Origin of the sequence: Burkholderia sp. NLJ2, from assembly GCF_049487195.1 — a bacterium.
GTDB lineage: Bacteria > Pseudomonadota > Gammaproteobacteria > Burkholderiales > Burkholderiaceae > Burkholderia > Burkholderia pyrrocinia.
In genome coordinates this window covers 1,703,764-1,727,484 of record NZ_CP137808.1, presented here as the reverse complement: position 1 = coordinate 1,727,484, position 23,721 = coordinate 1,703,764, and the positions used below count along the sequence as shown (strand labels likewise).

The 23,721-nt window shown below is 66.2% G+C and carries 20 protein-coding genes, 3 tRNA genes and 1 pseudogene; 12 read left to right on the top strand and 12 right to left on the bottom strand.

What is annotated here, in order from left to right; translation table 11 throughout:
- Nucleotides 1-23: 23 nt before the first annotated feature.
- Complete coding sequence (locus tag R9B84_RS07915) at nucleotides 24-716, top strand: amino acid ABC transporter permease (protein ID WP_047900564.1); 693 nt, start codon at nucleotides 24-26, stop codon at nucleotides 714-716.
- A gap of 48 nt (nucleotides 717-764) precedes the next feature.
- Here R9B84_RS07915 and R9B84_RS07910 read toward each other — a convergent pair whose 3' ends face one another.
- The 6 genes from R9B84_RS07910 to rnr form a co-directional block, all read right to left on the bottom strand.
- Complete coding sequence (locus R9B84_RS07910; protein ID WP_423759867.1) at nucleotides 765-1,751, bottom strand: Gfo/Idh/MocA family protein; 987 nt, start codon at nucleotides 1,749-1,751, stop codon at nucleotides 765-767.
- Between the two features lie 101 nt (nucleotides 1,752-1,852).
- The gene (locus R9B84_RS07905; protein ID WP_423759866.1) at nucleotides 1,853-2,569 is read right to left on the bottom strand and encodes a FadR/GntR family transcriptional regulator; all 717 of its coding nucleotides are present in this window, start codon (nucleotides 2,567-2,569) and stop codon (nucleotides 1,853-1,855) included.
- Between the two features lie 273 nt (nucleotides 2,570-2,842).
- On the bottom strand, nucleotides 2,843-3,544 hold the full coding sequence (gene rpiA, locus R9B84_RS07900; RefSeq protein WP_423759865.1) for a ribose-5-phosphate isomerase RpiA: 702 nt from the start codon (nucleotides 3,542-3,544) through the stop codon (nucleotides 2,843-2,845).
- Nucleotides 3,545-3,635: 91 nt separating this feature from the next.
- A complete protein-coding gene (locus R9B84_RS07895; RefSeq protein WP_423759864.1) occupies nucleotides 3,636-4,508 on the bottom strand; it encodes an N-acetylmuramoyl-L-alanine amidase in 873 nt (290 codons plus the stop codon).
- 97 nt (nucleotides 4,509-4,605) lie between these two features.
- The gene (gene rlmB / locus R9B84_RS07890; RefSeq protein WP_048243915.1) at nucleotides 4,606-5,349 is read right to left on the bottom strand and encodes a 23S rRNA (guanosine(2251)-2'-O)-methyltransferase RlmB; all 744 of its coding nucleotides are present in this window, start codon (nucleotides 5,347-5,349) and stop codon (nucleotides 4,606-4,608) included.
- Nucleotides 5,350-5,497: 148 nt separating this feature from the next.
- On the bottom strand, nucleotides 5,498-7,978 hold the full coding sequence (rnr, locus tag R9B84_RS07885) for a ribonuclease R (RefSeq protein ID WP_423759863.1): 2,481 nt from the start codon (nucleotides 7,976-7,978) through the stop codon (nucleotides 5,498-5,500).
- A gap of 249 nt (nucleotides 7,979-8,227) precedes the next feature.
- Between rnr and R9B84_RS07880 the strand changes: the two genes are divergently transcribed.
- A tRNA-Leu gene (locus R9B84_RS07880) sits at nucleotides 8,228-8,314 on the top strand.
- A 221-nt stretch (nucleotides 8,315-8,535) separates the two neighbouring features.
- On the opposite strand, the pseudogene R9B84_RS07875 reads toward R9B84_RS07880, so the two are convergent.
- Nucleotides 8,536-8,879: pseudogene (locus R9B84_RS07875) on the bottom strand (MarR family winged helix-turn-helix transcriptional regulator); the annotation flags it as partial.
- Nucleotides 8,880-9,029: 150 nt separating this feature from the next.
- On the opposite strand from R9B84_RS07875, the gene R9B84_RS07870 reads away from it, so the two are divergent.
- Together R9B84_RS07870 and R9B84_RS07865 are read left to right on the top strand one after the other, a co-directional pair.
- Nucleotides 9,030-10,019 carry an aliphatic sulfonate ABC transporter substrate-binding protein gene (locus R9B84_RS07870; protein WP_423759862.1) on the top strand — a complete coding sequence of 330 codons (990 nt, stop codon included), beginning with the start codon at nucleotides 9,030-9,032 and terminating at the stop codon, nucleotides 10,017-10,019.
- 110 nt (nucleotides 10,020-10,129) lie between these two features.
- Nucleotides 10,130-10,216: transfer RNA gene (locus R9B84_RS07865), tRNA-Leu, on the top strand.
- Nucleotides 10,217-10,561: 345 nt separating this feature from the next.
- On the opposite strand, the gene R9B84_RS07860 is transcribed toward R9B84_RS07865, so the two are convergent.
- Entirely contained in the window at nucleotides 10,562-11,125 is a 564-nt protein-coding gene (locus tag R9B84_RS07860) for a flavodoxin family protein (protein ID WP_423759861.1), read from the bottom strand.
- Nucleotides 11,118-11,453, bottom strand: a complete 336-nt coding sequence (locus R9B84_RS07855) for a hypothetical protein (protein ID WP_423759860.1) — start codon at nucleotides 11,451-11,453, stop codon at nucleotides 11,118-11,120. The genes R9B84_RS07860 and R9B84_RS07855 overlap by 8 nt, the downstream gene beginning before the upstream one ends.
- Nucleotides 11,454-11,559: 106 nt before the next feature.
- Between R9B84_RS07855 and R9B84_RS07850 the strand changes: the two genes are divergently transcribed.
- The 6 genes from R9B84_RS07850 (at nucleotide 11,560) to R9B84_RS07825 (ending at nucleotide 18,101) form a co-directional block, all read left to right on the top strand.
- A tRNA-Leu gene (locus R9B84_RS07850) sits at nucleotides 11,560-11,646 on the top strand.
- Between the two features lie 500 nt (nucleotides 11,647-12,146).
- On the top strand, nucleotides 12,147-13,394 hold the full coding sequence (locus R9B84_RS07845; protein ID WP_423759859.1) for an ROK family protein: 1,248 nt from the start codon (nucleotides 12,147-12,149) through the stop codon (nucleotides 13,392-13,394).
- Complete coding sequence (locus R9B84_RS07840; RefSeq protein ID WP_423759858.1) at nucleotides 13,381-14,934, top strand: sugar ABC transporter ATP-binding protein; 1,554 nt, start codon at nucleotides 13,381-13,383, stop codon at nucleotides 14,932-14,934. The genes R9B84_RS07845 and R9B84_RS07840 overlap by 14 nt, the downstream gene beginning before the upstream one ends.
- Nucleotides 14,935-14,975: 41 nt before the next feature.
- A complete protein-coding gene (locus R9B84_RS07835) occupies nucleotides 14,976-16,013 on the top strand; it encodes an ABC transporter permease subunit (RefSeq protein WP_423759857.1) in 1,038 nt (345 codons plus the stop codon).
- An 83-nt stretch (nucleotides 16,014-16,096) separates the two neighbouring features.
- Complete coding sequence (locus tag R9B84_RS07830; RefSeq protein WP_423759856.1) at nucleotides 16,097-17,041, top strand: ABC transporter substrate-binding protein; 945 nt, start codon at nucleotides 16,097-16,099, stop codon at nucleotides 17,039-17,041.
- Between the two features lie 124 nt (nucleotides 17,042-17,165).
- The gene (locus tag R9B84_RS07825) at nucleotides 17,166-18,101 is read left to right on the top strand and encodes a carbohydrate kinase family protein (RefSeq protein ID WP_423759855.1); all 936 of its coding nucleotides are present in this window, start codon (nucleotides 17,166-17,168) and stop codon (nucleotides 18,099-18,101) included.
- Nucleotides 18,102-18,123: 22 nt separating this feature from the next.
- Here the strand turns inward: R9B84_RS07825 and R9B84_RS07820 are convergent, their stop codons facing one another.
- From R9B84_RS07820 to R9B84_RS07810, 3 genes are all read right to left on the bottom strand, one after another.
- Nucleotides 18,124-19,854 (bottom strand): SulP family inorganic anion transporter, encoded by a 1,731-nt coding sequence (locus R9B84_RS07820; RefSeq protein WP_423759854.1) that lies wholly within the window; start codon nucleotides 19,852-19,854, stop codon nucleotides 18,124-18,126.
- 17 nt (nucleotides 19,855-19,871) lie between these two features.
- Nucleotides 19,872-20,498, bottom strand: a complete 627-nt coding sequence (locus R9B84_RS07815) for a ParB-like protein (RefSeq protein WP_423759853.1) — start codon at nucleotides 20,496-20,498, stop codon at nucleotides 19,872-19,874.
- Nucleotides 20,499-20,628: 130 nt separating this feature from the next.
- On the bottom strand, nucleotides 20,629-21,171 hold the full coding sequence (locus R9B84_RS07810) for a GNAT family N-acetyltransferase (protein ID WP_423759852.1): 543 nt from the start codon (nucleotides 21,169-21,171) through the stop codon (nucleotides 20,629-20,631).
- A gap of 283 nt (nucleotides 21,172-21,454) precedes the next feature.
- On the opposite strand from R9B84_RS07810, the gene R9B84_RS07805 reads away from it, so the two are divergent.
- Entirely contained in the window at nucleotides 21,455-22,675 is a 1,221-nt protein-coding gene (locus R9B84_RS07805) for an MFS transporter (RefSeq protein ID WP_423759851.1), read from the top strand.
- 215 nt (nucleotides 22,676-22,890) lie between these two features.
- Nucleotides 22,891-23,709, top strand: coding sequence for a TetR/AcrR family transcriptional regulator (locus R9B84_RS07800; RefSeq protein WP_423759850.1), 819 nt, complete (start codon nucleotides 22,891-22,893; stop codon nucleotides 23,707-23,709).
- Nucleotides 23,710-23,721 lie beyond the last annotated feature (12 nt).

Here is a 23,721-nt window from a genome sequence, read left to right as displayed (position 1 = left end):
CGCTCGCATTCGATTCGTATTCCATGTCGACAACGTCCCTGCTCGTCCAATCGCTGCCGGTGCTCGCCCAGGGCGCCGTACTGACCGTCAAGTTCGCCGTACTGTCGATGGTGTTCGGCCTGCTCGGCGCCGTCGTGCTCGCGATGATGGGCATCCGGCAAAGCGAGCCGCTCGACGGCTTCGAACGCATCTGGGTCAACGCGCTCGCAGGGCTCGCGCGCGCGTACGTGAGCCTGATGCGCGGCACGCCGCTGCTCGTGCAGATCTTCGTCATCTACTACGGGCTGCCGAGCCTCGGCATCTCGCTCGACCCGACGCCGGCCGGCGTCATCGCGCTGTCCGCGAACGTCGCGGCTTACATGTCCGAAAGCATGCGCGGCGCGATCAACGGCATTCACCGCGGCCAATGGCTCGCGTCATACAGCCTGGGGCTGTCGTGGGGGCAAACGCTGCGCTACGTGATCGGCCCGCAGGCGCTGCGCATCGCGGTGCCGAGCCTGTCGAACAGCCTGATCAGCCTGATCAAGGACACGTCGCTCGTGTCCGTGATCACCGTGACCGAACTGCTGCGCAGCGCGCAGGAGGTGATCGCGGCGACTTACCAGCCGCTGCCGCTCTATCTGGCCGCCGCGGCCGTGTACTGGATCCTGTGCCAGATCCTCGAATGGGCGCAGCGTTGGTACGAAAAGCGCCTGTCGCTGCCGTCGCGGCACTGAGCGCACGCCATCCGCCGGGCCGCGCACGCGGGCCCGGCACCTTCCCGCCTATTCGCCCGAATAGCGCACGCCGAGCGCGGCACGCGCGGCATCGGTCATCGCGATCATCTGCCGCGAATGTTCGTGCGTCATGATCGGGCTCTCGGTTTTGCCCGCGCGCAGCAGGTCGCAGAAATGCGCGGTCTCGTAGTTCAGCCCGCCGCCGTCGACCGGCGCGTCGAGTTCGACGGTGCGCCCGTCCGCATAGCGGATCGTCGCGCGCGAGGGGTTCCACCACTTTTCGTGAATCGTCACGTGCCCGCCGGCCGCGGCGATCAGCGCGTCGCCGCGCCCCATCACGTCGAGCCCGCAAAAGAGCTGCGCGATCCCGCCGTTCGCATGCAGGCTGTTCAGGCTCGCGAACATGTCGACACCCGTCGTGCCGACGCGGCCGAGCGTCTGCACGTCGAGCGCCGCGCCGAGCCAGTCGACCGCGAGAAACGCCTCGTAGATCCCGATATCGAGCAGCGCGCCGCCCGCGCGATCGAGGCGATAGACGGAATGGTCGCCGGGTACCGACGACGATGCGCACCCCGCGCGCACGAGCCGGATCTCGCCGATCGGATCGTCATGCAGGCGCGCACGCAACTGACGGTACAGCGGAAAGAACGGCGGCTTCATCGCTTCCATGAAGAGCCGCCCGGCGTCGCGTGCCGCACGCAGCACGGTGTCGAGTTGCGCCGCGTTCAGCGTCGCGGGTTTTTCGCACAGCACGGCCTTGCCGGCGGCGAGCGCGGCCAGCGTGTACTGCGCGTGACTGTCATGGAGCGTCGCGATGTAGATCGCGTCGAGATCGCTCGCGAGGAGCGCTTCGAGGCTCGCGGCAGGCGTGCCGCCGCATGTCTCGCAAAAGGCTGCCGCTGCGTCGGCGCGGCGGGCCCAGGCGCCGGCGAGCGTGGCGCCCGGCACGTGTGCGAGGCTTTGCGCGAAGCGGCGCGCAATGCTGCCTGCACCGACGATGCCGAAGCGCACCGGGCGATGGTCGTTGTCGTTCATCCTGATCTTCCGTGTCGGTCGTATGACGGTGGCCGGCACGCTGCCGACCGGCCGTCATGATAAACGGCTCGCCGGCACACGGATGAGCGACACGAGCAGCGTCAGGCGCGCACGGGCACGTCGACGGAGAAATCGCGCGAAATCTCGTCGGCGCTGAAATCGATCAGCGCGAGCGAGGCCGCTTCGGCTTCGCGCGGATCGCGCCGCTCGATCGCGTCGACGACACGCGCATGCGCTTTGACGACGATTTCGTGTGCGCCCTCCTTCTTCACGACACGCGGATTCACGAGGCGCACCGCACCGCGCACGATCGCCGCCATCTGCTGGAAGAACTGGTTGCCGCTCGCCTGCACGATCCGCGTGTGCAACAGTTCGTCCGCCGTGTCGTAGCCGGGGTCTCCCGGATGCAGCACCTTGAACGCATCGAATGCTTCGCGAATGCCCGCGATGTCGGCGGCCGTCGCGCGCACGGCCGCCTGCGCAGTCGCGCGCGGTTCGATCAGCATCCGGAATTCGATGACGTCGCGCATGAACTGTGGATCGGGTTTTGCCCGGAACCGCCAGCTCACGACGTCTTCGTCGATCATGCGCCAGTCGCGCATCGACCGCACGCGCGTGCCGACTTTCGGCCGCACGTCCAGCATGTCGCGCGCAAGCAACATCGACAACGCTTCCCGCATCACAGTGCGACTCACGTCGAACTCTTTCGACAGCACGTCCTGCGGCGGCAAGATGCCGCCGTACTTGTCTTCGACGATACCCGAGACAAGCCCATCCATCACTTTGGCGACCAGTGACCGGTCTTTGCCCTGCTCCATGACACCTCCCCGTGCGTCGATTTGCGAACACCTGCTCCGCAGTTCCGCCGGCCCTGGTTACTACTGTTCTTATGATCTATAAGTTGATGAGTTCGAGGATATTTCGCTATCTGGTAAACACCTGACAGGGTTATCCCTCTTTTTGACGGGGTGATTTATAAGGCTACAAAAAAGGCCCGGGAAGCGCGCTGCGCCTGCCGGGCCTTGATTTCCACAAGATTTAAACATGCAATCCATTACGGGTCCCTGACACCGTTACGGACTGCTTCTCATTCAATTCGATTCGGCCGAATAAACGATCGTTTCAACGCCGTTTTCCGTGCCGAGCAAGCACAGATTCGCGCCGCGCTCGGCAAACAGGCCGACCGTCACGACGCCCGGCCATGCATTCACCTGCGCTTCGAAACCGCGCGGATCGGCGATCTGCAGCCCCTTCACGTCGATGATCTCGTTACCGTTGTCGGTGATGTAGGGTGCGCCGTCCTTCGTCACGCGCAGCACGGGCACGCCGCCGAGCGCAGTCACACGCCGGCCGATCGCCGTGCGCGCCATCGGCACGACCTCGATGGGCAGCGGGAACGCGCCGAGCACCGGCACGCGCTTGCTGGCATCGGCGATGCAGACGAACGTGTCGGCCACCGACGCGACGATCTTCTCGCGCGTCAGCGCGCCGCCGCCGCCCTTGATCATCGCGCCGCTCGCGTCGATCTCGTCGGCGCCGTCGACGTACACCTGCAGCGAGTCGACCTCGTTCAGGTCGAACACCTTGATGCCGTGCGATTTCAGGCGTTCGGTCGTGGCGACGGAGCTCGACACGGCGCCGCGATAGCGCGACTTGACGACGGCGAGCGCGTCGATGAAGCAGTTGGCGGTCGAGCCGGTGCCGACGCCGATCACGGCGCCTTCCGGCACGTTCTGGATCACATAATCGGCGGCGGCCTGGCCGACGAGGCGTTTGAGTTCGTCTTGAGTCATGGCGTAGTAATGCTGCTGGATTGCGGAAAACCGCCAGTTTACCGGACTCGGATGACGGCCCGCGTTTTTCGGCGCGCGGTGCGCCGTGCGTTCAGGGTGCGCCCGCCGCGGGCGCGTGGTCCGCCGGTTGCGTGCCGGGGAAGTATTTGTCGAGCAACGCCTGCGCGATCGCGTCGCTTTCGGCGTCCGGATTGCCCGCATAGTCGGACGGACGGAAATGCATCTGGAACGCCGCGAATACACGCCGCGTGCGTGCGTCGAGCACGCCGTCGGTCGGCACTTCGTAACCGTAGCGCGCGAGCTTGAGCTGCAGTTCGCGCACGTCGACCAGTGCGTGCGGATCGTGGCCGCCGAGCCGTGCGGCCACGGTCGCATCGTCCGGCCATGCACCGACACCGGCCAGTGCGAGCGCGTGCCACGGGAACAGCGGACCCGGATCGATCTTGCGTTGCGGCGCGATGTCGCTGTGCCCGACCACGCGCGTCGGCGGGATCGCGTGGCGTGCGACGATGTCCTTCGACAGGCGAATCAACGCATCGACCTGTTCGGGCGGATACGGCTGCCAGGTGCGATTCTGCGGATCGAGCGGGCCACGGTTCACGTTCTCGATGCCGATCGACGCCGCGTTCAGCTCCGTCGTGCCCTGCCACTCGCTGACGCCCGCGTGCCATGCGCGTTTCGATTCCGGAACGAGCTGGTAGACGACGGGCATCCCGTGCTCGATGCGCGGCTGCGGCAGCACGACGTAATGCACGCTGACCGAATCGCCTGTCAGCGTGCGCAGCGATTTCGCTTCGTCGCTTTCGGTGTAATGCATCACGAGAAAGCGGATCCGCGAATCGGCACCGCGTGCGTGCAGGCTCGTGTCGGCGTAGTAGGCGCTGCGTTCGACGAGCGACGGCGACGTGCAGGCAGCCAGCAGGCATAGCACGGCGCATGATGCGCCGAGGCGAAACAGGGTCATCGGTCGCGAGTTCCGCAGAGCCGCGTGCCGCATCGCGTCGCGGCACGCGTCGTTCGGGTCATCCCGGGCCCGCGCACATCGCGCGAGACAGGTTGCGTCAGCCCTTCACGCGCCGCTGTCGCACGGCTTCGTACAGGCACACGCCGCTGGCAACCGACACGTTCAGGCTTTCCACGCTGCCGGCCATCGGGATGCTCATCACGTCGTCGCAGGTGTCGCGCGTGAGCCGGCGCATGCCTTCGCCTTCCGCGCCCATCACGAGCGCGACGGGGCCGTCGAGCTTCGTATCGTAGAGCGTCGACGACGCCTCGTCCGACGTGCCGATGATCCACACGCCGGCTTCCTTCAGCTCGCGCAGCGCGCGCGCGAGGTTCGTCACCGTGATGTACGGCACCGTATCGGCCGCGCCGCTCGCCACCTTGGCCGCGGTCGCGTTCAGGCCGACCGCACGGTCGCGCGGCGCGATCACCGCGTGCGCGCCGGCCGAATCGGCAACGCGCAGGCACGCGCCGAGGTTGTGCGGATCGGTGACGCCGTCGAGCACGAGCAGCAGCGCGGGCCCCTGGATGCCGTCGAGCAGCTCGGACAGGTTCTGCGCGAGCGGCACGTCCTCGACACGCGCGACGACGCCCTGGTGGCGCTCGGTATGGGCGAGGCCCCACAGGCGCGTTTCGTCGGCCGCGATCAGCCGCACGCCCGCTTCTTTCGCGGTGTGCAGGAAGTCCTGCATGCGGCGGTCGCGGCGCGTCTGGTCGTACAGCACCTCCGCAACCGTCGATGCATCGTGCCGCAAACGTGCGGTCACCGCATGAAAACCGTAAAGAACCTTCAGACGTGACATGACTGGAACAACCTTCGATCAAACGTGCGGCCGCGCGACGCGCGCAGCCGCGATCCATGGAAAAGGAAAGCGCCGCGTTGCCGGCCGATGACCGGTGACGCGGCGTCTCTCGATACTGCAGGGCGTGCGCATGCGCCGCCCCGAATGCTCAATACTTCTTGCGGGCGCGCGGCTTCTTCGCGGTCGGTTTCGCCGTCGCGCCGCCACTGCCACCGCCGCTCTTCTTCTTCGCGGCGGCACGCGCAGCCTGCGCTTCCTTCACCGCGGCGCTCGGCGCGCTCGCGGCCTTCTTGCGACGCGGCGCGAACTCCTCCGCCGGCGGCAACGCGCGTACGCGCGGGCCGTTGCGATCGGCACCGGCGCCTGCGGCAGCCGGCGCGGGCGCCGGGCGCGGCGCCTTCACCGGCGTATCGCGCACGAGGCGGAAATCGATCTTGCGCGCGTCGAGATCGACGCGGCTCACCTGCACGCGTACGCGGTCCGACAGGCGATAGCGGATGCCCGTCCGTTCGCCGCGCAGCTCGTTCTTGATCTCGTCGTACTGGAAATAGTCCGAGCCGAGTTCCGTGACGTGCACGAGCCCTTCGATGAACAGCGTGTCGAGCTGCACGAAGATGCCGAACGACGTGACGCCGTTCACCATCCCGCCGTACTCCTCGCCGAGCTTGTCGCGCATGAAATAGCACTTGAGCCATGCTTCGACATCGCGCGACGCTTCGTCCGCACGCCGCTCGTTCGCCGAGCAGTGCAGGCCGAGCTCTTCCCAGATCGCCGTGTTCGAGCGCGAGCGATTGCGCGCCTCGTCGTCGGCCTGCTGCATCGCGCGGGCGCGCGGCGACAGCGCGGTGTTCAGTTCGAAGCCTTCCGGCGCCTTCGGCACATACTTCTTGCCGGACAGGATCGAGTAGATCGCGCGGTGCGTGAGCAGGTCGGGATAACGGCGGATCGGGCTCGTGAAGTGCGCGTACGCCTCGTACGCGAGACCGAAGTGGCCGATGTTGTCCGGGCTGTAGACGGCCTGCTGCATCGAACGCAGCAGCATCGGCTGCAGCATCTGCGCGTCGGGCCGGTCGCGGATCTGCGCCATCAGCGCCGCGTAGTCGCTCGCATGCGGCTTGTCGCCGCCGCCGAGCGACAGGCCCATGCCGCGCAGGAACGCGCGCAGGTTCTCGAGCTTTTCCGGCGTCGGCCCCGCGTGCACGCGGTACAGGCCCGGATGCTTGTTGCGCTTCAGGAAGTCGGCCGCGCAGACGTTCGCGGCCAGCATGCATTCCTCGATCAGCTTGTGCGCATCGTTGCGCTGACGCGGCACGATCTGCTCGATCTTGCCCTGCGAGTTGCAGACGATGTAGGTCTCGGTCGTGTCGAAGTCGATCGCGCCGCGCTTCTGCCGTGCGGCGAACAGCGACTTGTAGACGCCGTACAGGTTCTGCAGGTGCGGCAGCAGGTCCGCGCGGCGCGCGGCCTCCGGCCCCTTCGTGTTCGACAGCACGGCCGCGACTTCGGTGTACGTGAGGCGCGCAGCCGAATGGATCACGGCCGGATAGAACTGGTACGCCTTGATCTCGCCGCGCGCGGTGATCACCATGTCGCACGCGAGCACGCAGCGATCGACCTGCGGGTTCAGCGAGCACAGGCCGTTCGACAGTTTCTCCGGCAGCATCGGGATCACGCGGCGCGGGAAATACACCGACGTGCTGCGTTCGAGCGCGTCGGCATCGAGCCCGTTGCCCGGCTGTACGTAGTACGACACGTCGGCGATCGCGACGATCAGCCGGAAGCCGTCGCCGCGGCCGACCTTGACCGGTTCGCAGTAGACGGCGTCGTCGAAGTCGCGTGCGTCCTCGCCGTCGATCGTCACGAGCGGTACGTCGCGCAGGTCGACGCGGAATCGCAGGTCGGCCGGCCGTACCTTGTCGGGCAGCGCGGCGGCTTCGTCGAGCGCCGGCTGGCTGAATTCATGCGGCACGCCGTACTTGCGCACCGCGATTTCGATTTCCATGCCCGGATCGTCGATGTCGCCGAGCACTTCGACGACACGGCCGAGCGGCTGCGAATGACGGCTCGGGAAATCGGTCAGCTCGACGACGACGACCTGCCCGACCTTCGCCTTCTTCACGTTCTGCGTGATCAGGATGTCGTGGCCGATGCGCTTGTCTTCCGGCGCGACGATCAGTGCTCCGTTCTCGTTGAGCAGGCGGCCGATCACGCGCTTGTTCGCGCGCTCGGTGACTTCGACGACATGCCCTTCCGGCCGGCCGCGGCGATCGTAGCCGACGATTCGCGCGAGCACGCGATCGTTGTGCATCACCTTCTGCATTTCGCCGTTCGGCAAGAACAGGTCGTCCTGGCCGTCGTCGCGGATCACGAACCCGTAGCCATCGCGATGCCCCTGCACGCGCCCGGCGACGAAGTTCGACGGATGGGTCAACTGGTAGTGGCCGCGCTTGTCGAGTCGGATCTGGCCGTCGCGCTCCATCGCGGCGACACGCCGGAAGAACCCCTCGCGCTCCTGCCGCTTGATCGACAGTGCTTCGGCGATGTCGTTGGCAGCCAGCGGCGCGTCGCTCGTACGCAGCACGCCGAGAATTTCTTCACGGCTCGGAATGGGGTACGGATATTTGCTCAAGGGTTTGTCGATGATTGTTCTCGTTGCGTTGACTGATGGTGCACGGCATCAACATAGAGGTGTCCGTCAGACAGTTCTATATTGACGGCGGCGGGTCATTCTATCATCCGGCTGTGTCGCCAAATGACGGGAATGCCGCGGGTAGCCGCGACGGCGGCCGGTTTGCGATGCATCGCAAAAAAGTGTTGACACGAATAATTGGGGCGCTATAATTTCGCTTCTTTGCAGCAAGCAGCTACTGCAAAACGTGCCCAGGTGGCGGAATTGGTAGACGCACTAGGTTCAGGTCCTAGCGGTGGCAACATCGTGGAGGTTCGAGTCCTCTCCTGGGCACCATCTGTTTTCAAAAAAAGGTCGGCTTTTGCCGGCCTTTTTTCATTTCAAGCCCAGGAAGCAAAGCGCCTGCGCGCTTTGCGTGAGGACTCGAAAGGCTGCGCTTGCAAGCGCAGCCGGGGTCGCGCTCGTGTGACCGAGTCCTCTCCTGGGCACCATCTGTTTTCAAAAAAGGTCGGCTTTTGCCGGCCTTTTTTCATTTCCGGCCCGGAAAAAGGCGCGACTTACTCGCCGATGAACTTGCGCAGCAACCGGCACAGTTCGTCGAACCCGGCCTTCGTAAATTTCCGCAGAAGGCATTGAGCACCTTCGGTGCGATCTCCGGAATCCGCGCGGCGACAGCCTGCCCCGCTTCCGTCGGCGCGAGGTTCACAGCCCGCCGATCGCTCATGCTGCGCGAACGATCGACGAGCCCCTTGCTCTCCAGTTTGTCGAGCAGGCGCGTCATCAACCCCGTGTCGACCCAGAGCAACTTCGACAACTCGAAAGGCGTCGTCGTGCTGCCAGTCCGCATCGACAGCAGGACGCCCATCTGCTGAGTCGTGATGTCGAGATCCTTCCATGCCGCATACCGTCGCGCCTTGATACCGGCGGGTATCCGCCTCCTTATGCCCGCCAGTCGGATTGATAGCAGAATTTATCGGTTATCGTCTGCCCTTCCCGTTGGTACGTTTGCCGACTCGATTCACCGCAACGAACCCGACGAGGAACAAGACTCATGACGCCGATGAACCGTCGCGTGTTCACGCGCGCAATGCTGGCCGCTGGCCTCACTGTCGCGGGCGTCCGAACGCACGCCGAGAACGCGCCTGCCGCACTGCGCATCGGCTACCAGAAATCGTCGACGCTCATCACGCTGCTCAAGACGCGCGGCACGCTCGAGCAGGCGCTTGCGCCGCTCGGCCTGCGCGTGTCGTGGCATGAGTTCGCGAGCGGGCTGCCGCTCACCGAAGCGCTCAACGTCGGCGCCGTCGATTTCAGCGCCGACGTCGCCGACACGGTCCCGGTCTTTGCGCAAGCCGCGCGTGCACGTTTCGTGTACGTCGCGCAGGAAGCGCCGTCGCCGAAAGCACAGGCGATCGTCGTCAAGCAGGACAGCGCACTGCGCACGCTCGCCGATCTCAAGGGCAAGCGCATCGCGGTCACGAAGGCCGCCGGCAGCCACTACCTGCTGCTCGCCGCGCTCGCCCGCGCGAAGCTCGCACCCGCCGACGCGGCGATCCACTACCTGACGCCCGCGGACGGCCGCGCGGCGTTCGAGCGCGGCAGCGTGGATGCATGGATCACATGGGATCCCTACGTCGCGTCGGTCGACCGGAATCCCGACGTGCGGATTCTGGCCGACGGCAACGGACTCGCGTCGTACCAGCGCTACTACCTCGCATCGAGCAGTTTTGCCGCCGCGCGGCCCGACGTCGTGCCAATCCTGTTCGACCAGTTGTCGCAGGCCGGCACGTGGCTACGCGATCACCAACAGGAGGCCGCGAATACGCTCGCGCCGATCTGGGGGCTCGACGCGGCGACGATCGTGCGCGCGAACGCGCGACGCAGCTACCTCGTCCGCGCAGTCGTCGCGCAAAACTTCGGCGAACAACAGAAAATCGCCGACACGTTCCTCGTGGCCGGACTGCTGCCGGCCCGCGTCGATACGGGACAGGCGCTGCGCTGGAATTTCGCGGCGAAACGCGCGGATCCGGTCGGCGCGTGAGCCCCCGTCGCACAAGAGCGCCATATTTTTATCGTTTCGGATGAAATTGTGTTGACAGTCTCCGAAGACACGCTATAATAGCGGTCTTCGCATCGCAGCAAGCGAAACGTGCCCAGGTGGCGGAATTGGTAGACGCACTAGGTTCAGGTCCTAGCGGTGGCAACATCGTGGAGGTTCGAGTCCTCTCCTGGGCACCATCTGTTTTCAAAAAAGGTCGGCTTTTGCCGGCCTTTTTTCATTTCAAGCCCAGGAAGCAAAGCGCCTGCGCGCTTTGCGTGAGGACTCGAAAGGCTGCGCTTGCAAGCGCAGCCGGGGTCGCGCTCGTGTGACCGAGTCCTCTCCTGGGCACCACTTATTTAAAAAGGTCGGCTTCTAGCCGGCCTTTTTTCATTTCCAGCCCGGAACACCAAGCGCGATCCGGGCCGCGAATTCGAGATATTCAACGAACGTAGCCGGCACGCGTCAAGCACTTCGATCACGCATCGGCCCCACCCATCTGCCAGCCTGACAACCATCAAGACACGGCCGCCCGGCCATCGATTTCAGGCGCCGTTCCAGCGTTTCGCGGCAATCGCGACGCGCTCGCCCAGCAGTTCGGCCGTCTTTTGATCGCTATCGAGAATCGCATCGCCACCCTCGTCCGCATTCGCCTGCGCCATCGCACCGAGGAACGACCCGAGCCGATTCAGATCGTTGACCGAACCCTTGCTGTTGTTGTTGCCGGGCATCAGGCCGAGGCTGACCCACAGCATCTGATGCTGGGCAGCGAAGATAGCCAGCTGCTGCAGTGTCGCCAGCTTGTCGCCGCTTTGCGATGCCGACACCGTAAAGCCGGCCGCCAGCTTGTCTCGCCACTTGCCCCAATGCTTCGACGATGCATCCATGAAGCCCTTGAACTGCGCGGACGCGCTGCCCATGTAGGTCGGCGAACCGAAGACGATCGCCTTGGCGTCGCGCTCCAGGTACTCCCAGTGTTCGTCGATCGCGTCGACGGGGATCAGCTTGACCGACGCTCCATCGACTTTCTCGACACCACGAGCGACTGCGTCCGCAATGACGGCCGCATGGCCGTAGCCGCTATGAAAAACCACTGCGATTTCAGACATGAGGAACTCCTTGGCGCGGACCATTCCGCAAAAACGTTACTGCGATGGTAACAGAAATAATCACGATGCAAATGACTTCGCTTGCATGTGCCGCGCGCTCCATTGCGGCCGGCGAATACACGATGCGCATGGTGTCGCCAAGCAAGCGGACAATTGCGGCGCCCGCTGCCTGCATTCGCGAGTCGGCGCGGCACGACAGGCACCCACCGACGATAACTTCTCCGGCAACGGACTTGAACATGCGTTCTGGAAATTCGCTCGTTCGTCTCCGGCGGTAATCCTTCGCATCGGGATCGACCCGGCGGCGATATCCAAACAGGCGCATCAAGCACGCACCTCTTTCTCGCATCTCCCCAAAAGCCGCGCAAAATCTGTTGACAAGCCGTTCGGGCACGCTATAATTGCGGTCTTTCGCATCGCAGCAAGCGAAACGTGCCCAGGTGGCGGAATTGGTAGACGCACTAGGTTCAGGTCCTAGCGGTGGCAACATCGTGGAGGTTCGAGTCCTCTCCTGGGCACCATCTGTTTTCAAAAAAGGTCGGCTTTTGCCGGCCTTTTTTCATTTCAAGCCCAGGAAGCAAAGCGCCTGCGCGCTTTGCGTGAGGACTCGAAAGGCTGCGCTTGCAAGCGCAGCCGGGGTCGCGCATGTGTGACCGAGTCCTCTCCTGGGCACCACTTATTTAAAAAGGTCGGCTTTTGCCGGCCTTTTTTCATTTCCGGTCCTGCATCATTCCCACCGCCCCGTTGATCCAACGGTGTGACATCCCCCTTCCCTCGCCATCTTCCGGATGGACAAATCGTCGTCGCTTCCCCGGCGAACGCACGCCCACCCGGCGAATTCCAAAGGTTTCTCCCCCGGCATCAGCGACCCGTCCCCGTTTCCCAAGGCCCGCACCGCCCCCTTCACCCACGGCAAGAACCGGGATTTCCCTAGGCTGACATGCCGGCGCTCACGCGGTTAAATAAATCAACGTGATTTATTTAATGCGCCGCCGCATGGCGCAACATGGAAGGAGACGCCATGAGAAGCCCGCACATCGGCCAGGGAAGCAATTCGGCCAACGTGCGCCGTTACAACGAGCGCCTGCTGCTGAAGACGCTGCGCCGCGCAGGCAGCGCGTCGAAGGCCGACCTTGCGCGTCTCGCGAGCATGACGGGCACGGCGGTCGGCAGCATCATCGCGTCGCTCGCCGACGCGAAGCTGATCGAATTCGCGGGCCGCACCGAAGGCCAGCGCGGCCAGCCGGCGTCGTTGATCCGCCTCGACCCGCGCGGTGCATTCGGCATCGGCGTCCATCTCGACCGGATGCGCATCGAGACCGCGCTCGTCAACTTCGCGGGCGACGTGCTCGGCCGCCGCTCGCACGACACGCTTCTGCCCCCGCCCGCCGACGTGCTCGAGATCGTGCGTCACGACATCGAAGCGATGCAGGCCCTGCTCCCCGACCACGAACGCGCCCGCCTGACCGGCATCGGCGTCGCGCAGCCTTACAACCTCGGCGCGTGGATGCGCGAACTCGGCCTCGCGCCCGACACGTTCCGCGCGTGGGAAGACGTCGATTTCGCGAGCGATCTCGGTCGCGCGCTGTCGCTGCCCGTGTTCGGCGAAAACGACGGCAACGCGGCCGCGATCGCCGAACTGTTCTACGGATACGGCCGGCAGTGCGACGACTTCGTCTACCTGTTCATCGGGCCGGCAATCGGCGGCGGCATCGCGATCGACGGCGACTGCCTGCGCGGCGTGACCGGCAATGCAGGCGACATCGCCGTGATTCCGGTACCGCCAAGCCGGCTGGCATCCGCGCCGCCGCCGCGCGGCCCGTGGGACATCCTGCTCGCGCGCGCCTCGCTGCATGCGCTCGTGCGCCATCTGCGCCATCACGGCGAGACGGTCGAGAACCGCGCCGATCTCGAAGCGTGCATCGCCCGCGGCCTGCCGGCCGTCGACGAATGGATCGACGACTGCGTCGACGCGCTCGCGCCGGCCTTGCGCGCGGTGCTGTGCGTGGTCGATGCGCCGGTGGTCGTGATCGACGCCGATACCGACGCCGGCCTGCTCGACGCGGTCACGACGCGCCTGCGCTCGGCGCTGGTTGCCACCGCACCCGAAGCGCGCGGCACGCCGACGCTCGTGCGCGGCACGTTCGGCGCCGACGCCGGCGCAATCGGCGCGGCCACGCTGCCGATGTACTTCAACTTCTCCCCGCGGGCCGGCATCCTCAAGGGCGCCCGCACCGATTCGCAGGAGGTCAACCATGTCGCGATCTGAGTCGCCCCGCCCGCTGCTCGAAATGCGCCGGATCAGCAAGACGTTCCCGGCCGTGCGCGCGCTCGACAACGTCAGCCTGACCGTCTACCCGGGCGAGATTCATTCGCTGATGGGCGAGAACGGCGCCGGTAAATCGACATTGATGAAGATCCTGTCGGGCGCGTACCGCGCCGACGCCGGCGGCGAAATCCTGATCGACGGCGAACGCATCGACATCGACGGCCCGCTCGCCGCGCGCGACGCCGGTGTCGCGGTGATCTACCAGGAGCTGTGCCTCTCGCCGAACCTGACCGTCGCGGAAAACATCTACGTCGGCCGCGAACTTCGGCGCGGCAACCGGCGCTGGGGCACGATCGACCGCGCGGCGATGGCGCGCGGCTGCCAGGACGTGCTCGCGCGCCTCGGCGCATCGTTCGGGCCCGAAACACTCGTCGACACGCTGTCGATCGCCGAACAGCAGCTCGTCGAGATCGCGCGCGCCGTGCACACCCGCGCACGCATCCTCGTGATGGACGAGCCGACGACGCCGCTGTCGTCGCGCGAGACCGAACACCTGTTCCGCCTGATCCGCCAATTACGCGAGGAAGGTCTGGCGATCATCTACATCAGCCACCGGATGGCGGAGATCTACGAACTGTCCGACCGCGTATCGGTGCTGCGCGACGGCGCGTACGTCGGCACGCTCGAACGCGAATCGCTGTCGGCGGAGCGTCTCGTCTCGATGATGGTCGGCCGCGACATCTCCGGCTTCTACAAGAAGGAACATGCGCCGTACGACCCCGGCCACCTGCTGCTGTCGGTGCGCGACATCGCCGACGGCGCGCGCGTGCGCGGCTGCAGTCTCGACCTGCATGCCGGCGAGGTGCTCGGCATCGCCGGGCTCGTCGGCGCGGGCCGCACCGAACTCGCACGGCTGATCTTCGGCGCCGAACCGCGCGTGCGCGGCGACGTGAAGCTGGGCGACCGCACGTTCGGTTCGCACTCGCCGCGCGACGCGATCGACGCGGGCCTCGTCTACCTGACCGAAGACCGCAAGCGCCAGGGCCTGTTCCTCGACATGAGCGTGCGCGACAACATCAACATCTCGGTGTGCAACCGCGATGCACGGCTCGGCGCGCTCGACCTCATGCGCGGCGCCGAACGTGCGCGCGACGCGATTGCGTCGCTGTCGATCCGCGTGCCCAACGCGAACGTCAACGTCGGCGCGCTGTCGGGCGGCAACCAGCAGAAAGTGCTGCTGTCGCGCCTGCTGGAGACGAAGCCGCGCGTGCTGATCCTCGACGAACCGACGCGCGGCGTCGACATCGGCGCGAAATCCGAGATCTACCGGATCATCAACGAACTGGCCCGTGCCGGCGTGGGCGTGATCGTGATCTCGAGCGAGCTGCCGGAAATCATCGGCGTCGCCGACCGCGTGCTCGTGATGCGCGAAGGCGAGATCGCGGGCGAACTCGGCGGCCACACGCATACCCCCATCACGCAGGAAGCCATCATCGCGCTCGCGACCGGCTCGCAGGCCGAACTCGCCGACGCGCACTGAGCCGCGCTCTTTCACTCGACTCTTACATTCAGGTTACCGAAATGATCAACCCGACCAAGCAGCGGAATCTCGCTTCCGCGACAGCCCATCCGGTGGGCGATCGTACGCCTCAGGTGCGCGCCGCCGATCATCGCGCACGCATGCAGTCGCTGATACGCACCGCCGGCATGCTGCCGGTGCTGCTGGTTCTGTGCATCGGCTTCGGCTTCCTGACCGACGGCTTCTTCACGCTGCAGAACCTGTCGATCGTCACGCAGCAGGCGTCGATCAACATCGTGCTCGCCGCCGGCATGACCTTCGTGATCCTGACGGGCGGCATCGACCTGTCGGTCGGCTCGGTGCTCGCCGCCGCGGCCGTCGCCGCGCTGCTGGCCTCGACCATCCCCGGCTGGGGCTGGCTCGGCGTGCCCTTCGCGCTCGTCGTCGGCCTCGTGTTCGGCGCGATCAACGGCGGCCTGATCTCGTTCCTGCGCCTGCCGCCGTTCATCGTCACGCTCGGTGCGATGACGGCCGTGCGCGGCGTCGCGCGCCTGATCGGCAACGACACGACCATCTTCAATCCGCAGTTGCCATTCGCGTTCATCGGCAACGGCACGATCCTCGGTGTGCCGTGGCTCGTCGTGATCGCGTGCGCGGTGATCGCGATCTCGTGGTTCATCCTGCGCCGTACCGTGCTCGGGATGCGGATCTATTCGGTCGGCGGCAATCCGGAAGCCGCACGCCTGTCGGGCATCAACGTGCGGGCGATCCAGATGTTCGTGTATGCGGCGTCGGGGCTGCTCGCGGGCCTCGGCGCAGTGATGTCGGCCGCGCGGCTCTATGCGGCCAACGGCCTGCAACTCGGCCAGTCGTACGAACTCGATGCGATCGCCGCGGTGATCCTCGGCGGCACGAGTTTCGTCGGCGGCGTCGGCTCGATCGTCGGCACGCTGATCGGCGCGCTGATCATCGCAGTACTGACAAACGGCCTCGTGCTGCTCGGCGTGTCCGACATCTGGCAATACATCATCAAGGGGCTCGTGATCATCGGCGCCGTCGCGCTCGATCGCTACCGCCAGCGCGATTCGGCGCGCACCTGACCCCTTCCCGTCCATTCAACCTTGCGGCGCAGGCCGGTCCTCCTGCGCCCGTTTGCCCACAGACCTCACGGAGACACAACGACATGTTCAAGCACAAAGCCGCCCTGACCGCCATCGCCTGCGCGCTCGCATTCGGCGCTTCCGCCGCACACGCAGCCGACAAGCCGCTCAAATCGATCGGCGTCACGGTCGGTTCGCTCGGCAACCCGTACTTCGTCACGATCGTCAAGGGTGCCGAAGCGCGCGCCAAGCAGCTCAACCCGAACGCGAAAGTCACGGCCGTGTCGGCCGACTACGACCTGAACAAGCAGTTCACGCAGATCGACAACTTCATCTCCGCACACGTCGACATGATCCTGCTCAACGCGACCGACCCGAAGGCGATCGAGCCGGCGGTGAAGAAGGCGCAAGCGGCCGGCATCACGGTCGTCGCGGTCGACGTCGCGGCAGCCGGCGCGAACGCGACCGTGCAGACCAACAACGTGAAGGCCGGCGAGCTGGCGTGCGACTACATCGCGAAAAAACTCAACGGCAAGGGCAACGTGATCATCGAGAACGGCCCGCAGGTGTCGGCCGTGATCGATCGCGTCAACGGCTGCAAGACCGTGCTCGCGAAAAACGCGGGCATCAAGCTGCTGTCGAGCGACCAGGACGGCAAGGGCTCGCGCGAAGGCGGGATGAACGCGATGCAGGGCTACCTGACGCGCTTTCCGAAGCTCGATGCGGTGTTCACGATCAACGACCCGCAGGCGATCGGCAGCGATCTCGCCGCGAAACAGCTGAACCGTCCGGGCATCGTGATCACGTCGGTCGACGGCGCGCCCGACATCGAGGTCGCGCTCAAGTCCGACACGCTCGTGCAGGCGTCGTCGAGCCAGGACCCGTGGGCGATGGCGCAGCAGGCCGTCAACGTCGGCTACGGGATCATGAACGGCCAGAAGCCGGCCAATCCGATGATCCTGATCGAGCCGACGCTCATCACGCGCGACAACGTGAAGACCTACAAGGGCTGGAGCTCCCCGCGCTGATCGCGCCGATCGCTCTACTCGCCCACCGAACCGGGCGGTGCCGGGCCACGTCGCCGCGCGCGACGGCCGGCGCCGCCCGCCCGCTCACTTCAACCGCTGCACGGCCGCGCCACAAGGTTTCAACATGACGACGACGCTCCCCCGCCTGATCGTATTCGGCGAAGCGCTGACCGATTTCATCCGCGACGACGCGCAACGCTGGCACAGCGTCGCCGGCGGCTCATGCTGGAACGTCGCACGCGTCGGCGCGCGACTCGGCGTGCCGACGGCATTCGCCGGCACGGTCAGCCGCGACATCTTCGGCGACGAACTGATGCGCAAGAGCGCCGACGCGGGGCTCGACATGCGCTTCATCCGGCAGGTCGACCGCGCGCCGCTGCTCGCGATGGTCGTGTCGAAGCAGCCGCCCCACTATTTCTTCATCGGCGAGAACAGCGCCGATCTCGCGTTCGATCCGGCAGATCTGCCCGCCGGCGCGCTCGACGCCGCCGAGATCGTGCACATCGGCTCGCTCGGCGTCGTGCGCGAACCGCTCGCGTCGCGCCTGATCGAGGTGGCGCAGGCCGCGCGCGCGGCCGGCAAGCGAATCTCGTTCGATCCGAACTACCGTGCGCCGATGGCCGCGCCGTCGTATCGCGACACGCTGCGCCGGCTGGCCGGGCTCGCCGACTGGATCAAGGTATCCGACGAAGATCTTCACGGGCTGTTTCCCGAACTCGACGAAGCGGCCGCACTCGCGCAACTGCGCGCGTGGGCGCCCGACGCGACGATGCTCGTCACGCGCGGTGCATCCGGCATGCAGCTCCTGCATCGCGACACCGTGCTGTTCCAGCCCGCGTTCCCGACCGAGGTCGCCGACACGGTCGGCTGCGGCGACGCCAGCATCGGCGGCTGGCTCGCGAGCCAGCTTGCGAGGCCCGATGCATCGGCCGCCGAGCATCTGCGCTACGCGGCCGCGTGCGCGGCCGTCGCCTGTGCGCACGCAGGCGCCTATGCGCCGACGGCCGCGGAAGTGGCCGACATGATCGATCGCGCTGCCGACACCGTGCTTTCGCAATAGCCCGCGGCGACGCGCCGCCTCGTCACGCGGCGGTCGTTCCGTCGCTGCCGCCCGGCGGCATGCCGGCCTGCAGCAGTTGCAGGCTCTCGTCGACGCTCAGTTCGGACATCCCTTCGTCGTGCAGCGTATCGTCCGCCGCGCGGCGCAACGCATGCAGCGCGTGCACCTTGAGCCGCACGATCGCGAGCCGCAGCCCGCGCGCCGTGCATTCGGCCGCGAAGGTGCGCAGAGATTCAATCGTCGTACCGTCGACATCCGGCGTTTCCTCGAGGCTCAGCAGCACGGTATGCGTATCCGGCGCGGCCTTCATCAGCGTGCGCACGCGATTCAGCATCCGGTCCGCGTTCGCGAAGAACAGTTGCGCCTCGGGCCGCACGATCAGCACGCCCGGCACCGGCTTCGCTTCGGCATGGCTCGCGACGTCGACGAAGTCATGGCTGTCGCGCAGCCGGCCGAGCACGCTGACGTTCGGCTCGGACAGCTTGCGCAGCGTCAGCAGCAGGCTGACGCCGATGGCCGCGAGCAGCCCGTGCAGCACGCCGAGCACGAGCACCGCGAGCAATGCGGCGATCACGACGAGCCGGTCGCGATGCCAGGCCCAGTACGGCTTGAATACGGACGGATGCAGCGAGTGGCTGACCGCGAAGATCACGATCGCCGCGAGCACGGGCTCCGGTGTGCGCGCGAGCTGCGGCAGCAACAGCCAGACGATCAACGCGACCACGCCCGCTGCCCACAAGCCGGCAAAGCGCGACTGCGCGCCGGCCGCTTCGTTCGCCGAGGTCGCCGAATAACCGGCGCCAACCGGCATCCCGTGCAGCAGGCCCGACACGAGGTTCGCGCAGCCGAGCGCGACGAGGTCGCGGTTCGGCGATACGCTGTCGCCGTGCTTCAGCGCGAAGTTGCGGATCGACCCGTACGACTCCGCGTACAGGATCAGCATCAGCGCGAACGCGAGCTCGACTGTCTGCATCCACGCATTGCGGTCGAGATCCGGCAAGCCGAATTCGAGGTGCCGAAAGTCGATATGGCCGACGATCGCGATCCCGTATCGCTGCCAGTCGATCGCATAGCCGGCCGCGATCGACAGCACGATCACGACAAGCGTCGCGGGCACGCGCGAGCGGCGCCCGAGCACGAACAGCAGCGCCAGCGCGGTCGCGCCGACCACGGCACTCGCGAGGTTCGCATGCGGCGCACCGGTGACCAGGTCGAGCGCGACATGCGGCGCATCGCTGTGCTGCACCGAAATCGCAAGAATCTTCGGCAACTGCTTGATGACGATCGTCAGCGCAAGGCCGAACGTGAAGCCGCGCAGCACGGGCCGCGCGACGAAATCCGACATGCCGCCGAGCCGCGCGGCGCCCGCCAGGATGAACAGCACGCCCGTCATCGCAACCAGCGCCGCCGCAAGCGCGAGTTGCGCGGCCAACGCCATCCCCGATTCGGCGAGCACGGTCGCCGCGAGCACGGCGGCCGACGACGACGTCGACGACACGATCGCGAAGCGGCTGCTGCCCGTGAGCGCATAGACGACGAGCCCCGACAGCAGCGCGATGAGACCGGCCTGCGGCGGCAGGTTGGCCAGCCCCGCATACGCGACCGCCTCGGGAATCAGCAACCCGGCGATCGACAGGCCGGCCAGCGCATCGAGGCCGATGCGCCGCGTGGGCGGCGGCGGGGCCGCATCGAGCGCGGAGAAATGGTCGGCATGCTGCAGGCCGGCGTCGGGGCGGATCGGGGCGCTCGTCATGAGGCGGTCGGTGCCGGTCAGGGTTTGACGGCGATGACGCCGGACCAGCCGGGCAAGTAGCGCGCATCCTGCTCGTGCGCGCGATGCAGCGCGACGTCGAGCGCCTTCGCGAAGTTTTTGCGGATCTGGTCGAGCGACACGTGCTGGCGCAGGTAATCGGCCCACAGGAATTCGCTGAACGGCGTCGCGTCCTTCGCGTAGCCGCCCGCCGTACGCAGTTCGCCCGCGAGGCTGCGGTACGGATCGTCCTCGAGCCCGGTCAGCACCTTCGGCAAATTCGCATAGTCGCGGCGCGTCCCGTCCGCGCCGAACGGATGCACCCACTGGTTGTGCTCCATCATCCGCCAGAAGATCGTGTCGTCGAGCCACGACAGATCCTTCAGCAGCATCGCGTTCACGCGCGACTCGCCCTCCTCGATCAGCGCGAGGCCGAGATGATGGTGATCGGTGATGTAATGCAGCCCGTCCGGGCCGAGGACGGCCGGGAACCAGTGCGATTCGATCGCGGCCTTGCGCGCGCGCTTGTCGAGCGCTTTCCAGTGCTTGCGCTTCGCCTTGACTTCGCGATAGCCCACCGTCATTTGCGTCGGACGCAGCGCGTCGAGCCTGACGGGAATGAGATGAACGTCGGTGCCGAGTGCCATGGTCGTACCCCATGTTGCGAAATTCTGGCAACGATACTCCTGATCGCACGAGCCGTTAATACGTCATGACCTCGATACGCCGGCGATTGACGATCTCTGACAACCGCCCGCACGCGCGCACCACGCGACACTAGGCGCGCAGATCGTTGCGCTCGAGACGATGACGAATGTAAGGAATGCCGTCGTGCACGACGCTCACGCGACGCATTCCGAGCTTGCGCGCGACGTTCAGCGACCCGCTGTTGGCCTCGGCGATATCGGCGATCACGCGCGGCAGGCGCACGGTATCGAATGCGTGACGCACGACAGCGGCCGCGGCCTCGCTCGCGATGCCGCGCCCCCATGTCGTGCGCACGAGCCGCCAGCCGATCTCGACGTCGCGCGCACCGTCCGCATAGTCTGGGATCAGCAGGACCCAGCCGATGAACGCATCGGGCGCAGTCTTCTCGAAGATCGACCAGTAGCCGAGGCCCGGCGGGTAGTCGCGCGTGATCCGGTGCGTGACGAAGCGGCCATGCTCGTCGGGATCGTGCCACGGGCCCGCGATGTGCCGCGTGACCTCGGGATCCCGATCCATCGCGACGCATGCATCGAGATCGGCCAGCACGCGCGGACGCAGCCACAGCCTGGCGGTTTCGAGCACCGGCAGCGCAGCGGCGGAACGTTCGTTCATCGGGACTCCTGATTCGGTGACGATGCGCATCGAGCGCATTACAGAACAAATACAAAAACCTTCCGGAATGATACAGATGCCTGTCGCCGGTCCGGCGCGGCGCCGTTTCAGTTTCCGAAACAGTTCATTTCGTAGGGATTATTCCCGATTCGGCGTTATCGCGCCCCACATCGCACGGCGCCGCGGCCTACACTCGATCCGTGCCCCCGCACCGCGCGCGCAAGCCGGGCCGGCATCCGCATGCACATGCGTGAGCGCGCAAGCCAACGAGGAGACTTCGGACATGAGCTGGACCCGCGAACAACGCAACGTCACGATCGCCGCCTACCTGGGCTGGACGCTCGATGCGTTCGATTTTTTCCTGATGGTTTTCGTGCTGAAGGACATCGCCGCCGAATTCGCGTCGACGATCCCCGCCGTTGCGTTCGCGCTCACGCTGACGCTCGCGATGCGGCCGCTCGGCGCGCTGATCTTCGGCCGGCTCGCCGACCGCTTCGGCCGCCGCCCGACGCTGATGGTCAACATCGCATGTTATTCGCTGCTCGAGCTCGCGTCGGGTTTCGCGCCGAGCCTGACCGCGCTGCTGGTGCTGCGCGCGTTGTTCGGCATCGCGATGGGCGGCGAATGGGGCGTCGGCTCCGCGCTGACGATGGAAACCGTGCCGACCCATGCGCGCGGCTTCGTATCGGGATTGCTGCAGGCAGGTTATCCGAGCGGCTATCTGCTCGCGTCCGTCGTGTTCGGCCTCTTCTACCAGTACATCGGCTGGCGCGGGATGTTCATGATCGGCGTGCTGCCGGCGCTGCTCGTGTTGTACGTGCGCACGCACGTGCCCGAATCGCCCGCGTGGAAACAGATGGAGAAGCGGCCGCGCCCCAGCCTCGGAGCCATGCTGAAGCAGAACTGGAAGCTCACGATCTACGCGATCGTGCTGATGACGGCGTTCAACTTCTTCTCGCACGGCACGCAGGATCTTTATCCGACGTTCCTGCGCGAACAGCATCACTTCGATCCGCATACCGTGTCATGGATCACGATCGTGCTGAACATCGGCGCGATCGTCGGCGGGCTGTCGTTCGGCACGATCTCGGAGCGGATCGGCCGGCGTCGCACGATCTTCATCGCCGCGCTGATCGCGCTGCCCGTGCTGCCGCTGTGGGCGTTCTCGAGCGGCCCGCTTGCCCTCGCCGCTGGCGCGTTCCTGATGCAGATCTCGGTACAGGGTGCGTGGGGCGTGATTCCGGTTCACCTGAACGAGATCTCGCCCGACGAGATCCGCGCGACCTTCCCCGGCGTCGTCTACCAGCTCGGCAACCTGCTCGCGTCCGGTAACGCGACGATGCAGGCCTCGCTCGCCGTTTCGCACGGCAACAATTACAGCTTGGCGCTCGCGCTCGTGGCCGGCACCGTCGCCATCGTGATCGCCGTGCTGATCCCGTTCAGCCGCGAGCGGCGCGGCATCGACATGACGCAATCGGTCAATACGCGTAGCGCGGTCGGCTAAACCTGCGCATTGCCGCATCGCACCATCGCGCGTGCCCCGTCCCGCCGGGGCCGCGCGCCATACTTTCCGCATTCGCACATCGAACTAGAGGAATTTGTCCAGATTCCCCGCTTGCCCGCTCGGCCCGCGATTTTTTATCTTAATAAAAACGACTGTTTGAATCAGATAATCAAATCACCTGTTCGCGGCCGGGCGACCGGCATGGGAGGCGGAACATGGCAGTAAGTCAGGAGGGGCGGCCGTCCGCGGGACGGCCGTCCGGGGCACGGTCATCCGGCACTCGGCAGACCGGCGGGACGAAGGCGCGCATCCTCGATGCGGCCGAGGACCTGTTCATCGAGCATGGCTTCGAGGCGATGTCGATGCGGCAGATCACGTCGCGCGCGGCGGTCAACCTCGCGGCGGTCAACTACCACTTCGGCAGCAAGGAAGCGCTGATCCACGCGATGCTGTCGCGCCGGCTCGATCAGCTCAACCAGGAGCGCCTCGGCATCCTCGACCGCTTCGATGCGCAGCTCGGCTCGCACATCACCTGCGAGCACGTGCTCGGCGCGATGTTCATTCCCGCGCTGAAGGCATCGCGCAACCCGGACCGCGGCGGGCCCGGGTTCCTCCGGCTGATCGGCCGCGCGTACACCGATCCGTCGCCGTTCGTGCGCAACTTCCTGACCGCGCACTACGCGAGCGTCGCGGGCCGCTTCTTCGACGCGTTCCAGCGCGCGTTGCCGCACCTGCCGCGCACGGAGCTCGGCTGGCGGCTGCACTTCGCGATCGGCGCGCTGTCCGGCGCGCTCGCGGGGGCCGAGACGGAAAGCCTGATCGACGAGTTCTCGCAAGGCCGCACGATGAACGACGTGCAGATGATCGCGCGGCTGTCATCGCTGATCGTCGCCGCGCTGAAGGCGCCAATGCCCGACAGCGCGCAACTGTCGATCTTCGCGGCGGTACTCGACGACGCGGGAGCAAGCGAAGCGTTCGGGCTGCCGTCGGGTGCGGCCGCCGCCGATACGGCGACGCTGCATTCCGCGAACTGAGCGCACGAGGCC

Bases quoted from the DNA above. Each gene is read 5' to 3' on its own strand.
- R9B84_RS07915 (WP_047900564.1), top strand. From the start codon at position 24: ATGTCGACAACGTCCCTGCTCGTCCAATCGCTGCCGGTGCTCGCCCAG.
- R9B84_RS07910 (WP_423759867.1), bottom strand. From the start codon at position 1,751: ATGAACGACAACGACCATCGCCCGGTGCGCTTCGGCATCGTCGGTGCA.
- R9B84_RS07905 (WP_423759866.1), bottom strand. From the start codon at position 2,569: ATGGAGCAGGGCAAAGACCGGTCACTGGTCGCCAAAGTGATGGATGGG.
- rpiA (WP_423759865.1), bottom strand. From the start codon at position 3,544: ATGACTCAAGACGAACTCAAACGCCTCGTCGGCCAGGCCGCCGCCGAT.
- R9B84_RS07895 (WP_423759864.1), bottom strand. From the start codon at position 4,508: ATGACCCTGTTTCGCCTCGGCGCATCATGCGCCGTGCTATGCCTGCTG.
- rlmB (WP_048243915.1), bottom strand. From the start codon at position 5,349: ATGTCACGTCTGAAGGTTCTTTACGGTTTTCATGCGGTGACCGCACGT.
- R9B84_RS07870 (WP_423759862.1), top strand. From the start codon at position 9,030: ATGACGCCGATGAACCGTCGCGTGTTCACGCGCGCAATGCTGGCCGCT.
- R9B84_RS07860 (WP_423759861.1), bottom strand. From the start codon at position 11,125: ATGTCTGAAATCGCAGTGGTTTTTCATAGCGGCTACGGCCATGCGGCC.
- R9B84_RS07845 (WP_423759859.1), top strand. From the start codon at position 12,147: ATGAGAAGCCCGCACATCGGCCAGGGAAGCAATTCGGCCAACGTGCGC.
- R9B84_RS07840 (WP_423759858.1), top strand. From the start codon at position 13,381: ATGTCGCGATCTGAGTCGCCCCGCCCGCTGCTCGAAATGCGCCGGATC.
- R9B84_RS07835 (WP_423759857.1), top strand. From the start codon at position 14,976: ATGATCAACCCGACCAAGCAGCGGAATCTCGCTTCCGCGACAGCCCAT.
- R9B84_RS07830 (WP_423759856.1), top strand. From the start codon at position 16,097: ATGTTCAAGCACAAAGCCGCCCTGACCGCCATCGCCTGCGCGCTCGCA.
- R9B84_RS07825 (WP_423759855.1), top strand. From the start codon at position 17,166: ATGACGACGACGCTCCCCCGCCTGATCGTATTCGGCGAAGCGCTGACC.
- R9B84_RS07820 (WP_423759854.1), bottom strand. From the start codon at position 19,854: ATGACGAGCGCCCCGATCCGCCCCGACGCCGGCCTGCAGCATGCCGAC.
- R9B84_RS07815 (WP_423759853.1), bottom strand. From the start codon at position 20,498: ATGGCACTCGGCACCGACGTTCATCTCATTCCCGTCAGGCTCGACGCG.
- R9B84_RS07810 (WP_423759852.1), bottom strand. From the start codon at position 21,171: ATGAACGAACGTTCCGCCGCTGCGCTGCCGGTGCTCGAAACCGCCAGG.
- R9B84_RS07805 (WP_423759851.1), top strand. From the start codon at position 21,455: ATGAGCTGGACCCGCGAACAACGCAACGTCACGATCGCCGCCTACCTG.
- R9B84_RS07800 (WP_423759850.1), top strand. From the start codon at position 22,891: ATGGCAGTAAGTCAGGAGGGGCGGCCGTCCGCGGGACGGCCGTCCGGG.